The sequence below is a fragment of the Paeniglutamicibacter selenitireducens genome, from assembly GCF_051550675.1.
Classification (GTDB): Bacteria; Actinomycetota; Actinomycetes; order Actinomycetales; family Micrococcaceae; genus Paeniglutamicibacter.
Genome location: NZ_JBPULF010000006.1, coordinates 181,172 through 194,681, shown reverse-complemented (window position 1 = coordinate 194,681; position 13,510 = coordinate 181,172). Strand labels below are relative to the sequence as shown.

Annotated in this window: 14 protein-coding genes; 4 read left to right on the top strand and 10 right to left on the bottom strand. The window is 67.7% G+C overall.

Features of this window, described 5'->3' with window-relative positions:
* Positions 1-52: 52 nt before the first annotated feature.
* On the top strand, positions 53-565 hold the full coding sequence (locus ACSYDW_RS12430; protein ID WP_438339038.1) for an ASCH domain-containing protein: 513 nt from the start codon (positions 53-55) through the stop codon (positions 563-565).
* Here the strand turns inward: ACSYDW_RS12430 and ACSYDW_RS12425 are convergent.
* From ACSYDW_RS12425 to ACSYDW_RS12410, 4 genes are all read right to left on the bottom strand, one after another.
* Entirely contained in the window at positions 562-1,242 is a 681-nt protein-coding gene (locus tag ACSYDW_RS12425; protein WP_438339085.1) for a response regulator transcription factor, read from the bottom strand. The two genes, ACSYDW_RS12430 and ACSYDW_RS12425, sit on opposite strands and share 4 nt — an antisense overlap.
* Positions 1,238-2,743, bottom strand: coding sequence for a sensor histidine kinase (locus tag ACSYDW_RS12420; protein WP_438339037.1), 1,506 nt, complete (start codon positions 2,741-2,743; stop codon positions 1,238-1,240). Before ACSYDW_RS12420 ends, ACSYDW_RS12425 begins: the two co-directional genes overlap by 5 nt.
* Positions 2,727-3,140, bottom strand: coding sequence for a hypothetical protein (locus tag ACSYDW_RS12415; protein ID WP_438339036.1), 414 nt, complete (start codon positions 3,138-3,140; stop codon positions 2,727-2,729). The genes ACSYDW_RS12420 and ACSYDW_RS12415 overlap by 17 nt, the downstream gene beginning before the upstream one ends.
* An 84-nt stretch (positions 3,141-3,224) precedes the next feature.
* The gene (locus tag ACSYDW_RS12410; protein ID WP_438339035.1) at positions 3,225-4,901 is read right to left on the bottom strand and encodes a thiamine pyrophosphate-dependent enzyme; all 1,677 of its coding nucleotides are present in this window, start codon (positions 4,899-4,901) and stop codon (positions 3,225-3,227) included.
* A 291-nt stretch (positions 4,902-5,192) separates the two neighbouring features.
* On the opposite strand from ACSYDW_RS12410, the gene ACSYDW_RS12405 reads away from it, so the two are divergent.
* Entirely contained in the window at positions 5,193-5,771 is a 579-nt protein-coding gene (locus tag ACSYDW_RS12405; RefSeq protein WP_438339034.1) for a GNAT family N-acetyltransferase, read from the top strand.
* A gap of 68 nt (positions 5,772-5,839) precedes the next feature.
* Here ACSYDW_RS12405 and ACSYDW_RS12400 read toward each other — a convergent pair whose 3' ends face one another.
* From ACSYDW_RS12400 to paaI, 4 genes are all read right to left on the bottom strand, one after another.
* The gene (locus tag ACSYDW_RS12400) at positions 5,840-6,541 is read right to left on the bottom strand and encodes a nicotinamide mononucleotide transporter (protein ID WP_438339033.1); all 702 of its coding nucleotides are present in this window, start codon (positions 6,539-6,541) and stop codon (positions 5,840-5,842) included.
* An 89-nt stretch (positions 6,542-6,630) separates the two neighbouring features.
* Complete coding sequence (locus tag ACSYDW_RS12395) at positions 6,631-7,248, bottom strand: TetR/AcrR family transcriptional regulator (protein ID WP_438339032.1); 618 nt, start codon at positions 7,246-7,248, stop codon at positions 6,631-6,633.
* Positions 7,249-7,349: 101 nt separating this feature from the next.
* Complete coding sequence (locus ACSYDW_RS12390) at positions 7,350-8,669, bottom strand: phenylacetate--CoA ligase family protein (RefSeq protein WP_438339031.1); 1,320 nt, start codon at positions 8,667-8,669, stop codon at positions 7,350-7,352.
* Positions 8,670-8,718: 49 nt separating this feature from the next.
* Positions 8,719-9,159: a hydroxyphenylacetyl-CoA thioesterase PaaI gene (gene paaI, locus ACSYDW_RS12385; protein ID WP_438339030.1), complete on the bottom strand. Its 441-nt coding sequence runs from the start codon at positions 9,157-9,159 to the stop codon at positions 8,719-8,721.
* Between the two features lie 332 nt (positions 9,160-9,491).
* Here paaI and ACSYDW_RS12380 point away from each other — a divergent pair, with 332 nt between their 5' ends.
* Together ACSYDW_RS12380 and ACSYDW_RS12375 are read left to right on the top strand one after the other, a co-directional pair.
* Positions 9,492-9,851, top strand: a complete 360-nt coding sequence (locus ACSYDW_RS12380) for a hypothetical protein (protein ID WP_438339029.1) — start codon at positions 9,492-9,494, stop codon at positions 9,849-9,851.
* Between the two features lie 204 nt (positions 9,852-10,055).
* A complete protein-coding gene (locus tag ACSYDW_RS12375; RefSeq protein WP_438339028.1) occupies positions 10,056-10,226 on the top strand; it encodes a DUF6019 family protein in 171 nt (56 codons plus the stop codon).
* A gap of 55 nt (positions 10,227-10,281) precedes the next feature.
* On the opposite strand, the gene ACSYDW_RS12370 is transcribed toward ACSYDW_RS12375, so the two are convergent.
* Both ACSYDW_RS12370 and ACSYDW_RS12365 read right to left on the bottom strand, forming a co-directional pair.
* Positions 10,282-11,307: a GNAT family N-acetyltransferase gene (locus ACSYDW_RS12370; protein WP_438339027.1), complete on the bottom strand. Its 1,026-nt coding sequence runs from the start codon at positions 11,305-11,307 to the stop codon at positions 10,282-10,284.
* Positions 11,304-13,466 (bottom strand): S9 family peptidase, encoded by a 2,163-nt coding sequence (locus tag ACSYDW_RS12365; RefSeq protein ID WP_438339026.1) that lies wholly within the window; start codon positions 13,464-13,466, stop codon positions 11,304-11,306. The genes ACSYDW_RS12370 and ACSYDW_RS12365 overlap by 4 nt, the downstream gene beginning before the upstream one ends.
* Between the last annotated feature and the right edge of the window lie 44 nt (positions 13,467-13,510).

Genomic DNA, 13,510 nt, shown 5'->3' with positions numbered 1-13,510 from the left:
CCACGTGGGTGCGGTCCGTGCCGGATCCCGGTGGGCGTGTGAGAATGAACGAATGGAACCCCAAGCAACCCCGGTAGCGCCCCTGGACCACGACGCGGCACACCGGTTGTGGACCGCCTACGCACACCAAAACCCGGAAGCCGTGGCCCTGTGCCCCGAATACACCGTCGAGCACTTCGGCGACTCGGCCGGCCTGGCCGACGTCCTGCTGGGGGAGGTCCTCAAGGGCAGGAAACGCGCGACGGCGGAACTCGCCGCCGAATTCGCGGGGCGCGGCGACGCGGTTCCCCGGGTCGGCTCGCACTGGATCGCCTGCGACGGCGCGGGGGTCCCGCGGGTCGTGCTGCGCAGCGTGGAGCTGCGCCTGGGCGTCTTCGCGAGCGCCGATGCGGCATTTGCCTGGGACGAGGGCGAGGACGACAGGTCGCTGGAGAGCTGGCGCAACGAGCACCGGCGGTACTGGCAGCGGGGCTGCGCGGCGCGCGGAACCACCTGGCGGGAAAGCGACGAGATAGTGTTCGAGCGCTTCCTGGTTGTCTGGCCGCCGGAGCTGGCCGACGGCTAGGCGCGGCCGCCCGACGGGTCGTCCAGCCGGTAGCCCATGCCACGCACCGTCGTGAACCACTGGGCCCCGAGCTTGTTGCGCAGGTAGCGGACGTAGACGTCCACCACGTTGGAGCCGGGGTCGAAGTCGTAGCCCCACACCCGGGAGAGCAGCTGCTCGCGGCTGAGCACCTGGCCCTCGTTGCGCATGAAGGCCTCCGCCAGCGCGAACTCGCGCGTTGACAGGTCGATCTCGCGGCCCTCCAGCCGCGCCCGGCGGCTGCCCAGGTCCAGCTCCAGGGACCCCACGCGCAGCAGCCGCGTGTCCGATCCGTTGGCCTGCGGGCGCAGGCGCAGGCGCACCCGGGCAAGCAGTTCCTCGAACCGGAACGGCTTGGCCATGTAGTCGTCGGCCCCGCCCTCCAGGCCCGCCACGGTGTCGTCGATGCTCGAACGGGCCGTCAGGATGATGACCGGGGTGTCGACGTGGGTGTTGCGGATGCGCTTGAGCACCGAGAACCCGTCCTCGTCCGGCAGGCCCAGGTCAAGGACTATCAGCTCGAAGTCCCCGGTCTGCGCCAGGTAGCCCCCCTCCAGGCCGGTTCCGGCGATGGTGGGCTGGAACCCGGCAGACTTCAGGCCCTTGGCGACGAAGGAGCTGATGCGCTCCTCGTCCTCGATGATCAGGATGCGGCTAATGGTCTTCTCCTTGGTCGCGCAGGGGTATTTCGATGACGAACGTGGAGCCCATGCCCGGATCCGAGCTGACGCCCACGGTTCCGTGGTGCGCGGCGGCGATCGCCGCCACGATGTTCAGGCCCAGGCCCGAGCCCTCGGTGCGCTTGGAGTTGTGGCCCCGGCCGAAGCGCTCGAAGATCCGTTCCTGGTCCTCCGGGGCGATGCCGATGCCGCCGTCGCGCACCCACAGGCGGAGCGTTCCCTGCCCGCCGGTGGAGCCGGTGATGTTGGTGCCCAACGTGATGGTGGTTCCCGGCGCGGAGAACTTGACGGCGTTCGAGCACAGCTGCAGCATGGCCTGGGTGATGCGCTGGGGGTCAAGGAGGACGACGGCCTCGTTGCGGTGCCCGACCTTCCACGTGCGGTCGCCCAGCGGGCGTGCGGTGTCCAGCAGGTCGTCAAGCAGGGCCCCGACGTTCGTGGGCACCGGGTGCACGAAGTCGATCCGGTTCGAGGTGGCCAGAGTGACAAGGTCGTTGATCAGGAAGGACATCCTGTCCAGCTCGGCCAGCGCAATGTCGCGGGACTGGTTGACGTCCCCGGGGTCCACCGGGTCCATGAGCTCCAGGTGCCCCTGGATGATCGTGACGGGCGTGCGCAGTTCGTGGCCCACATCGTCGAGCAACTGGCGCTGCGAGGTCATGGCGTTCTCCAGCCGGTCCAGCATCGCGTTGACGGTGGCGCTGAGCTCGGCGAGGTCGTCCCGCCCGACAACCTCGATGCGCTGGGCCAGGTCGGATTCGGAGATCTGCCGCGCGGTGTCCCGCAGCAGCGCGACGGGGCGCAGGATCCGCCCGACAAGCATCCAGCCCACGACCCCGGCGATGAGCAGCACGGCGAGCCCCACCAGCAGGTACATCGCGAACCCCTGGTTCAGGGCGCGCTTCTCGGCGGAGTAGTCGTAGGCGAAGACCAGGTGGGCGGGCTCGGCCGGCTCGCCCAGGGCCACGGGAACCGAGACGGCACGGTAGGTCGTGGTGGCGGTGGTCACCGATTCGACGACCACCTCCGTGCGTGAGGCCCCGCCCGTCGCCCAGGCCACGAATTCGGGGTCGTTTTCCAGCCGGAGGTCCACGACCTCCGGCGCTGTCCAGCGCACCTTCCCGTTCACGATGCTCAGCATGCCCTCGTGGTTGGCCGGCAGGGTCTGCTGCATGGCGGTGTAGAGCAGCACCTCGGCCGTCACGGGTTCGGGGAAGACCGTCGGGTCCGAATGCCGCGCGGCAAGCACGCGGAACTCCTCGACGCTGCGCTTGAGCGAGTCGTCGATCCGGGCGTCCATGCTGGAGAGCTGGAGCAGGTACACCACGCTGCCGGTGACCATGAACGCGATGGTGATGAGCCCCAGCATGCCGGCAAGCACGCGCGAACGCACCGACCAGCCCCGCCGCGTTGCCGCGCTCCGGCGCTCCGGTGCCGCGTCCGGCCCCGCGGTCCCGGCGCCGCTAGTCGTCACGGTCATCGCCGTCATCGTCGTCGTCATCGTCGTCGTCATCGGCGCGCGAGGGCGGAAGCGGCTTGACCGGTGCGGACTTGGAGGGAATGGCGGTGCTGGGTGCCGGCTTGCTCGAGGCCGGAGTCGACGAAGCCGGAGTCGACGAGACCGGTGCCGAAGACGCGGGGGATGACGCGGCGGACGAAGGCGTTTCGGTGGGCGAAGGCGTACCGGGATCCGCCGGGACGCTCGGCTCGATCGGGCGCGACTGGGTGGGGATGGCGCTCTGCTGGATGGTGACGCCCGGCCCGAGCTTCAGCGGCGGGGGAGCCGAGGCACCCTGGGCCAGGACATAAACCCCGATGCCGAGGGCGGAGAAGACCACCGCCCAGAGCGCGACCCGGCGCATCGTTCCAAAACCCATGTGAACCAGTATTGCCGATCTTGATGAGACAAAGATGAGAACCCGCGCCGGGAACGGGCCCCGGCCCGTTCCCGGCCGACCTCCTCAGTAGGCCTTGACGCGCTGTTCGACGACCAGGTGGATCAGTGCGAAGGTACCCTCGGCGTCGATGGCCTTCAGTGCGGCCTCGAGCGCCGCGGGAACGTCGGCATCTCGCTCCACCCGGACCCCGAACCCGCCGAAGGCCTGTGCCATCAGCGCGAAGTCGGGGTTCCTGAGCTGGGTGCCGCAGACGCGCTCGGGGTAGTGGCGTTCCTGGTGGGTGCGGATGGTGCCGTATTCCTGGTTGTCCATGACGATCACCAACGGGGTGGCGCCGTACTGGGCGGCCGTTGCCAGCTCCTGCCCGTTCATCAGGAACTCGCCGTCCCCGGCAATGGTGACGACGCGTCGGCCCGGGTAGTTCAGCGACGCCGCGATGGCCGAGGGGACCGAGTATCCCATCGAGCCGTTGCGGGCCGAAAGCATGGCCGCGTACTCCTCCGTGGGGAAGTAGCGGTGCGCCCAGTTGGTGTGTTCGCCGGCACCGAGGGTGACCATGGCGTCGGCCGGCAGGCCCTGGACCAGGTTGGCCATGAGCGTGTCCATCCGGGCGGGTCCGGCCGACGGCGTGGCAGGCGGCAGCTCCGCGAACTTGACCTGCTCGGCGCGCATGCGGTCGGTGAACGCCTGCCATTCGGGTTTGACTTCCAGGTCCATCAACACGAGGTCGCGGACGAACACGTCGGGCTTGGAGACGATCTGGTGGGAGACCGGCCCCGACCGACCGCGCAGCGACGGGTCGATGGTGACAAGGAAGTTCTTCTTGCCCCAGTCCTGGCGGACCACGAACCCGTCGGTGATGACGTCGCCCGGGACGGTCCCCACGAAGACCAGCAGGTCGGTTTCCTCCAGCAGGTCGTAGGTGGGCTTGGGGCGGCCGTAGCCGATCGGCCCGACGTAGGACGGGGAGCTGAACGGCACCGTGCCCTCGCAGCGCCATTCCACGGCCGCCGCGATCCTGTGCTCCTCCAGCCAGGTGGTCAGCGTTGCTGCGCCCTCCGCTGTCCAGTCGTTGCCGCCCACCACGAAGAGCGGTTTGCTGGATTCCTTGAGGGCGGACTTGAGCTGTTTCCAGTCGGTGACTGTCATCCCGCCGGCGGCGACGGGGATCACCGGGTGCAGGGTGGGATCGACCATCTTGCGGATGATGTCCTCGGGAAGGCCGACGACCACCGGGCCCGGGCGTCCGCTCATGGCCGCGAACATCGCCTCGGCGACGATCTCCGAGGCCCGGTCTGCGTGGTCCAGGACCATGACGCGCTTGGCCCCGGTGTCGAACCAGCCCTTGATGTCGAACTCCTGGAAGGCCTCGCGGTCGCGGTGGGCAAACGGGATCAAGCCGACGAACAGCACCATCGGCGTGGAGTCCTGCCATGCGGTGTGCAGGCCGACGTGGGCATTTGCGGCGCCGGGGCCGCGGGTGACCATGGCGATGCCGGGGCGCTGGTGCATCTTGCCGTCGGCCTCGGCCATGTAGGCGGCTCCGCCCTCGTGGCGGCAGACGATGGTTTCTATGGGGGAGTGGTGAAGCCCGTCGAGGACATCAAGGTAGCTCTCGCCAGGGATGACGTAGGTGCGCTCCACTCCGTGGGCGACCAATGTGTCGACGATGACGTGGCCGGCAGACTTCAGTGCGGGTGGAACCTGGGCGTGCTGCGCTTCCTGCGTGGGGATGCTCATGGCGTGTTCTCCTGTGCTGTGGCAGTGGTGAAGGCGTTGGACCCGGCGAGGCACCTCGTTGTGCCGCGCCGGACCCAGCCTGTTGTGAAGTTTTGGCAAATGTACATGATGGGCAACGGCTTGCGGTATCGGGCGACTAAATGCTTCGGTAACAATGCGGCGTTGATCACTTTGACTTGTCATTGCCGCAAACACAGGATTCAAATCCATGCTCCGCAGGTGCCCGCGCCGGGCCGCGCCCGGGCAGGATCCTGCGGGCATCCGATGGCGGAGCAGCGCTAGGATGGGCGGATGAACACCCACGAAGCACCTTCGGGACGGGCCCGGCTGCGGCACTGGAGCGTGTCGGAGCCGGACGTCGCGGCGGTGCTGGAGGCCTTCGACACGGACGACATGGCAGGACAATCCGGAGAGTCGGTCAACACCGAAGCCGCCGCACGCCGCTGGCTCGAGGCATGGGCAGGCGGCCCCCGTCCCGACGCCGTGGCGTTCGCGATAGACATCGACGGGATTGCCGTGGGCCACGTGATGGCCTCGGCGATTGATAACCGGCACGACACGGCCTGGGTTTCCTACTGGGTCACGCCCTCGGCCCGCGGGACGGGGCTGGCTTCCGCGGCCGCAGCGGGCTTGGCCGCGTACTGCTTCGGCGAGTTGGGGCTGTACCGGCTGGAGCTGGCCCACCGGGTCAACAACCCCGCGTCGGGGCGCGTTGCGGTGAAGGCAGGATTTGTCCCCGAGGGCATCGAGCGCGCCAAGCTGCGCTACCTGGACGAACACGGGATGCCTGTCCGCTTCGACGTGCAGACCTACGCCAGGCTGCGCGATGACCCGGTGCCGGCGGCGGCGCCGCTTCGCCTCGGCCCCTAGCCGGCCCCGCGGGAAGGCAGAAGGCCCTGGACATTGGTGATGTCCAGGGCCTTCTGTGATCGCGTCCGCTAGGCGGCGTAGGGGCTCGGCGGGTACTCGGAGCCCGCGTCGGACTCCGCCGCCGAGGCCTCGGCGGCGGGCAGCTCGCGCCACACGAACCAGCCGTAGAGGCCGGCCAGCACCTGGAAGACCGTGACGCCCAGCAGTGCCAGAGCGGGGTTGCTGCCGAAGAGGACCGCGACATAGACGATGCCCGCGGCACTGGCGGCAAGCCAAGCCCAGCGGTAGCCGCAGGCGATGCCGACCAGCGCCACCACCAGGGCGGCCTCGGCCAGCAGCGACACCAGCACGGCCGTGGTTCCTTCACCGAAGATGAAGCCGGTGGTGAGCATCCGTCCCAAGCGCAGGGCACCGACCACCAGGAACAGGCCAAGGCCGACGAGCAAGGACTTCACCGAGAATGCCCGGCGGACCACCGCACGGCCAAAGCGGCCCGACATCTCGTACTTGGAGAAGCGCCATAGGCCGAACGCCGCGGCTCCCATGGCCGGGATCGCGTAGACGAGCATCGAGATTTCGTACTGCAGGGACACCACGACGGGCCCGGCGAAAACGGCGAGGATCTGTGCCCACCAACCCAGGTCGTTGCGGCGGGCCAGCAAGACCATGGCGATGCAGCTGAGCAGCGCGGATACCGCGAAAAGCGATACCTGGGTGCCGGAATCCGTGCCCGGCGCCTGGGAGAAGAGGTTGTAGAAAAGTTCGTCCACGAAAAATACTGCCTATTCACAAAGATTGGGGTGTGAGACGGTGCGAGAGCCTCAACTATCGATCGTAGCGTGAAACGAGGACCAAGCGCCTATCGGTCGCTCTTGTGCAGCCCTTCGAACATCATGGTGATGGCGTGTTCCTCGACTTGTTCGGCCGTGACGTTTCCGTCCTCGCGGAACCACTCGACCAGCGAGTTGATGGTGCCGAAGAGCAGGCGCGTGGTGGTGCGCGGGTCGATGTCGCTGCGCAGCGAGCCTTCCTGTTGCGCCTCGATGACCAGGTCCGAGACCCGGCGGTCCACGGCGCGCCGGCGGTCCAGGGCATCGCGTTCGATCTCGGTGTTGCCGCGCAGGCGCAGCAGCAGCGTGACGTACTGCTGGCGTTCGACAAGCACCCGGATGGTGGAGCGCAGGAAGAACTTCAGGCGTTCCTCGGCATTTCCGGCCGTGGCGCGTTCGTCCTCGGCGATGGCCTCCAGCGGCACCAGGGCCTCGTCGAGGGCAAGGCGCAGCAGGTCGCCCTTGGAGGGCACATGGTGGTATATCGCGGATTTGCTGATGCCGAGGTTTTCGGCGAGCTTGCCCATGGACGTGGCGTCGTAGCCGTGCTTGTTGAAGACCTCAACGGCAATCGAAAGTACCGACTCCTGGTCGTAGCCGGGACGTCCCCGCTTGCTTGCCGGGGGCTTCATTGCACTGGTGGTCATGGTCAGCCATTCTTTCACGAAGTCGGCACGGACCCGTGCCGGGTGATGCGCGTCGGGGCGGGAACCTCGTACCGGTTCCCGCCCCGACGTCGCGGCGCTTCCTACTTGTTGCGCAGGTCGTAGATGCGGCGCAGCTTGCCCGAGGAGCGGGCCAGCGTGCCGGGATCGACGACGGCGATCTGGCAGGAGGAGCCGACGTGGATCTTGATGAGCTTGGCCAGTTCCTTCGAGGCGGCTTCCGCGCGGTCGCTGGTGCAGTCCTCGCGGCGCTCGATGCGGACGGCCAGCTGGTCCATGCGGTCCGGCCGTGTGATCTCCAGCTGGAAGTGCGGGGAGAGCCCCGGGACCTTCAGCGCCAGTTCCTCGATCTGGGACGGGAACAGGTTCACGCCGCGCAGGATGATCATGTCATCGCTGCGTCCGGTGATCCGGCCCATGCGGCGGTGGCCTTCGCGGGCGGTGCCGGGCAGCAGGCGGGTGAGGTCGTGGGTGCGGTAGCGGATGATCGGCAACGCCTGCTTGGTCAGCGAGGTGAAGACGAGTTCGCCGTGCTCGCCATCGCGCAGGACCTGGGTCTCGTCGAAGGCATCGATGATCTCCGGGCGGAAGTGGTCCTCCCAGATGTGGCTGCCGTCCTTGGTCTCGTTGGACTCCCCGGCGACGCCCGGGCCCATGACTTCCGAGAGGCCGTAGATGTCGCAGGCGTCGAGGTCGAACATGACCTCGAGCTCGTGGCGCATTTCCTCGGTCCACGGCTCGGCGCCCAGGACCGCGGTCTTCAGCGAGGTCTTGCGCGGGTCCAGGCCCTGGCGCTGCATGGCATCGCCGATGGTCAGCAGGTAGGTCGGGGTGCAGAGGATCGCGTCGGGCTGGAAGTCCTGGATCAGGGTGATCTGCTTTTCGGTCTGTCCGCCGGACATCGGGATCACGGTGGTGCCCAGGCGTTCGGCTGCGGCGTGGGCGCCGAGGCCGCCGGTGAACAGGCCGTAGCCGTAGGCGTTGTGTACCTTCCAGCCGGGCTTCACACCGGAGAGGCGCAGGCAGCGGGCGCCGAGCTTGGCCCAGTCGTCGAGGTCGGACTGGGTGTAGCCGACGACGGTGGCGCGGCCGGTGGTGCCGGAGGAAGCATGGATGCGTGCGACCTCGTGCTGCGGCACGGCGAACATGCCGAACGGGTAGGTCTTGCGCAGGTCCTCCTTCTCGGTGAAGGGGAACTTGGCGAGGTCCGAGAGTTCCTTCAGGTCCGTCGGGTGGACGCCCGCGGCGTCGTATTTCTCCCGGTACAGCGGCACGCGGTCGTAGGCGTAGGCCAAGGTGTCCTGGAGGCGCGCGAGCTGGATCGATTCGATCTGGTCGCGGCTCATGGTTTCTTCAGGATCCAACGGATTTGGAAGCTCGATCCGGGTGGAGGTCTGGGTCATTTCAAGGCCTATCGTGCAGTGGGGAACGGGAGGAATGGAACGGGTGAAACTAGGAGCGCTTGGGGATGGTGCGCGAACGGCCGCGGAACTCGGCGAGGACCTCGTCCTCGCCGCCGGGAACCGACTGGAAAACCTGGATGTCGTAGATGCCGCTGCGGCCGGACTGCTGGCGGCGGTTGGCGACAGCAGTGAGCAACCGCCCGGGGATGCCGGGCTTCAAGAAGTTGATGTCCACGCCGGCGGCCACCGTGATGGAGTCCGCTGAGCCGGTGTGCGGGTTGCAGGAGAGTGCGAACGCTGTGTCTGCGAAGGCGAAGATCATCCCGCCGTGGGCGATCCCGAAACCGTTGAGCATTTCCTGGCGGAGCTTCATGGTGATGGTCGCATGGCCGTCGGCAACCTTCGTCACTTCAATGCCCATCCATTGGGTGGCATAGTCGTTCTTCAGGATGGGATGCATTAACGGTGCGTCGACGTCGATGTCGCTCATGAAGGTCCCTTCAGTTATTTACCGAACGATCATTAGGTAATCCTGAAATGTGAGATAAGTCAAGACGCGAGCGTCCGAACGGCGTCATTTTGCAACCGACCGCGCATGATTTCGCGCCATTGGAATCGATACGTCCAGAGCGACCCCTGACTGCGGACTTCGGGATGCCACATGGGCCTTTCGGCCGGCCGCCGGGCGAAATGCAGGAGAACCGGCGGCGCGTGCCGGATGGCCCGCCCGCGCGCGGGACGAAAGCCCCTACCTGAGGCGCCCGCTCCCGGGGCAGACTCGAGAGTGGAGGATTCTCCGTAAACCTAAGGAGCTGGGAAACCATGCGTAAATGGCATCGTTGGGAAGACTGGACCGTGGTTGTCGCAGGCCTGGCCATTGCGCTGACACCGCTGTGGAGCGAGCCGATCGGCAATTCGGTTCCGCTGATGATCACCTCCGGCGTCCTGCTGGTCATCGTCGGGTCGATCAACCTGGCCGGACCCAACCTCTACGGAATCGAGGCCGGGCAGCTGCTCGCCGCGCTTATCGCCGTCCTGGTGCCGGGGCTTGGCTACTTTGCGGGCATGAACGTACCCGCCCTGACGGCGTGGATCGCCGGCGGCGCCGCCTTCGTGGCCACCATCCTGGCCATGAAGCCGAGCGTGAAGGCATCGCACGAGGTGCAGCACCAAGGCGGATAGACTCCGGGTCGGGCCGCGCCGGCCCATGGAACCGCCATGAAGTGTCCCCGGCATTGCTCGCAGGGGACACATCACTGTGGGGTTCGTCCGCAAACCGGATTGGCGCTGCCCTGATCGTGAACGGGGGCTAAACCGCGCCATGACATGATGGCACCGACGTCGAATGGACGCGGTTCAAGGCCCCGGACCGGTAGGCTCTGGCGCATGACGGGTGAAATGATTTCCGGAATGGTCCTCAGCGTTGTCGTTGCAGCAATTGCGCTCTATGCACTCTATTTTGTGGTCCGCGCGGCGGTCCGTGACGGAATCAAGTTGGCGAAGGCGGCCGAAACCGATAGCACCACAACGGATGCCCGGAGCAGCGCCCAGGGTTGATGCAAGCGAGCCGGTGGCCCCGGAATGCCCCGGGGCCAGCGACATGCGCCAAGGATCAGTCCGCGTAGATCCGGGCGTACAGCTCCCGGATGAAGGGTTCCTTGACCGCGTTGTAGTCCATGACCAGTGCGGTGCCGCCGCCCCGCGCATTGACCTCTTGGGCCGCCGCGGACTTGATGCGCGCGTAGTCGTCCCGGTCATCCGGATGCGCGCGCAACCAGTCCCGGTAGGAGCGCATGCGGGAGGTTTCCGGGCTGCCCGGGGCAAAGACATGCAGGTTCACCGTGGGGAGCCCGCTGTCCCGGGCGGCGACCAGCAGCCGGTGGCCGTACCAGCCCGGTTCGCGCAGCCGCAGGGCGAACCCGGCGGCGAGCAGGTCCGGTACGTATTCGCCCTCCGTGCCGGGATCCGGCACTGTCAGAACCACGTCGATGACCGGCTTGGCGGGCAGGCCCTGCACGGACGTCGAACCCAGGTGCTCCACGGCCAGCGCCCGGGTGCCCAGTGCGGTAGTGATGATCCCTGCCAGCGCGGCGAAGTCGGCGGCCCAGGAACTCCGGGGTTCGACGACCGCGACCTGCACCGGTTCGGGGGAGCCGCTGACCCACTCCACGGACGACGAGTCGGTCTCCGGGTTGCGCACCAGCGGCGGGTGCGGCAGCACGCAGAGATAGCGGCGCCTGCCCGGCCAGCGCGGGTCGGGGGCCGAAGCGCTGCACTGGAAGCCCGTGGCACGGTAGAAGCCGATGGCGTCGTCGTCCGTGCGTGCCACGACCATGGCGGCCTCCAGCTCCCGGACCCGGTGCACCAGGGCGCGGGCCGTTCCCTGCCGGCGCAGGGCCGGGGCGACAGCCAGGTATTCGATTTCCACGGCGTAGGCATCGAGCCGCCGGTAGACGGCAAGTGCCTGCGGGTCGCCCTGCGGGCCCGGCACCACCAGGAGCTCCATTCCCGCGATTTCCCGAAGCAGGGCGTCGAGCCGTGCACCTGTGGCATCCGAGGCATCGGTGAGCAGCGCCCGGAACGCGGGGTTCGCTGCGAACCCCGCGCCGGACGCGCTGGTTATTTCCGGTGTGCTCAAGCGCCGGCCGGGTTCAGGCCCAGGGTGTCGAGCGCGAAGGCGTAGTCCCAGGCGCGGGTCTTCCAGCCCTCGTAGCGCCCCGAGGCGCCGCCGTGGCCGCCGTCCATTTCGATCTTCATGATGATCGGCTCCCCGCCGGTGGTTTCCTCGCGCAGCTTGGCGACCCACTTGGCCGGTTCGACGTAGAGCACGCGGGTGTCGTTCAGCGAGGTGACGGCGGCGATCTTCGGGTAGGGCAGGGCCGCGACGTTCTCGTAGGGGGTGTAGGACTTCATGTACGCGTAGACGTCGGCGTCCTCGATCGGATTGCCCCATTCCTCCCACTCCAGGGCCGAGAGCGGCAGCTCCGGATCCAGGATGGAGGTCAGCGCGTCGACGAACGGCACCTGGGCGATGATGCCGGTGTAGAGCTGCGGGGCAAGGTTCGCGACGGCGCCCATGAGCAGGCCGCCGGCCGAACCGCCGAGGGCCACCACGCGGGACGGGTCGGCCCAGCCGGATTCCAGCAGGTGTTTGGTGGCGTCGACGAAGTCGGTGAAGGTGTTCTTCTTGGCCAGCTTCTTGCCGTCCAGGTACCACTGGCGGCCCAGCTCGCCGCCGCCGCGCACGTGGGCGATGACGAAGACGACGCCGCGGTCGAGCAGCGAGAGGCGGGGGATGCCGAAGCCCGGGTCCATGGACGCCTCGTAGCTGCCGTAGCCGTAGACGAGCACCGGGTTGGGGGACTCGTTGGTGATCCCGGCGCGGCGCAGGATGGTCAGCGGGATCCGGGTGCCGTCGGCGGCGGTGGCCCATTCGCGGGTCGCCAGGTAGTCGGCGGGGTCGTAGTTGTTGACCTGGGTCTGCTTGCGCAGGGTCAGCGTGCCGTCGGCCAGGGTGTAGTCGTAGACGCGTGGCGGGGTGAAGTCGGAGGTGTAGGAGAGCCTGACCATCGGGGCCTCGAGCTCGGCGTTGGCCAGGGAAGCGGTGTAGAGCTCCTCGTCGAAGGCCGGTTCCACGGCCGGCTGCTGCGCGTCGGTGCCCAGGCCGGCCAGCGGCAGGATCTGTACGCGTTCGGTGGTGTCCTTGCGGACGGCGATGAGCAGGTGCGTTGCCGTGGCGGCGGTGCCCTCCACCTTCACGGTGTCCTGGTGGCCCAGCACGGTGGCCCATTCCTGCTGCTCGTAGGGCAGCGAGAGCTGGTCGGCGCGAAGCAGCGAGACCATGTTGTTCAGCGCGCCGCGGTCGTGGGTGATCACGTAGGCGCGCCCGCCGTCGAGGGTGATCGGGTCGATCGAGTGGAGGATCCGGTGCTCGCGGGAGAGCAGCATGGCCGGGACGGCATTCTCGTCGGCCAGGTCAAGGGCCAGGGTTTCGGAGTATTCGGAGTTGCCGATCGCGATCATCAGCTCGGTGCGGTCCGCGGACAGGTCGAAGCCCAGCCACATGCCCGGGTCGTCTTCCTGGAGGATGACGGTGTCGTTTTCCGGGTCGGTGCCCAGGGTGTGGGCCTTGATCTGGTGCGGGCGCCAGGACTCGTCGACGACCGTGTAGAACAGGCGGGTGCCGTCGGGGGAGAAGCACAGGCCGTAGAAGACGTTCTCGATGACGTCGGGCAGCAGCTCCCCGGTGGTGAGGTCCTTGATGCGCAGGGTGAAGCGCTCGTCGCCGGCGTTGTCCTGGGCGTAGGCCAGCAGGTTGCCGTCCTCGCTGACGCTCAGGCCACCGAGGGAGAAGAACGGCTTGCCTTCGGCCTCGAGGTTTCCGTCGAGCAGCACCTGCTCGCCCTCGATCGCCGTTCCGGCCTCGATGGCCGGGGGAGTCCAGTCGGCGGCCGTGTCGCCGGTGTCGGTTGCGGCAACGCGGCAGTGGATCGGGTACTGCGACCCCTCGGCGGTCCGGGTGAAGTACCACCAGCCGCGCTTGCGGGCGGGGACCGACAAGTCGGTTTCCACGGTGCGTTCCTTGATTTCCTGGAAGATCGCCTCGCGCAGGGATTCCTGGTTGGCCGTCACGGCTTCCGCGTAGGCGTTTTCCGCGCGGAGGTGCTCAAGCACCTCGGGGCTGTCCTTCTCGCGCAACCATTCGTAGTCGTCGATGAACGTGTCCCCATGGTGGGTTCGCGTGACGGGGACCTTGGGGGTGACTGGCGGCTGGGGAGTCTGCTCTGCGTGGCTCATGCTCCTATTCAATCCGACGCCCGGCCCGCGCGTGCGCTGCTACG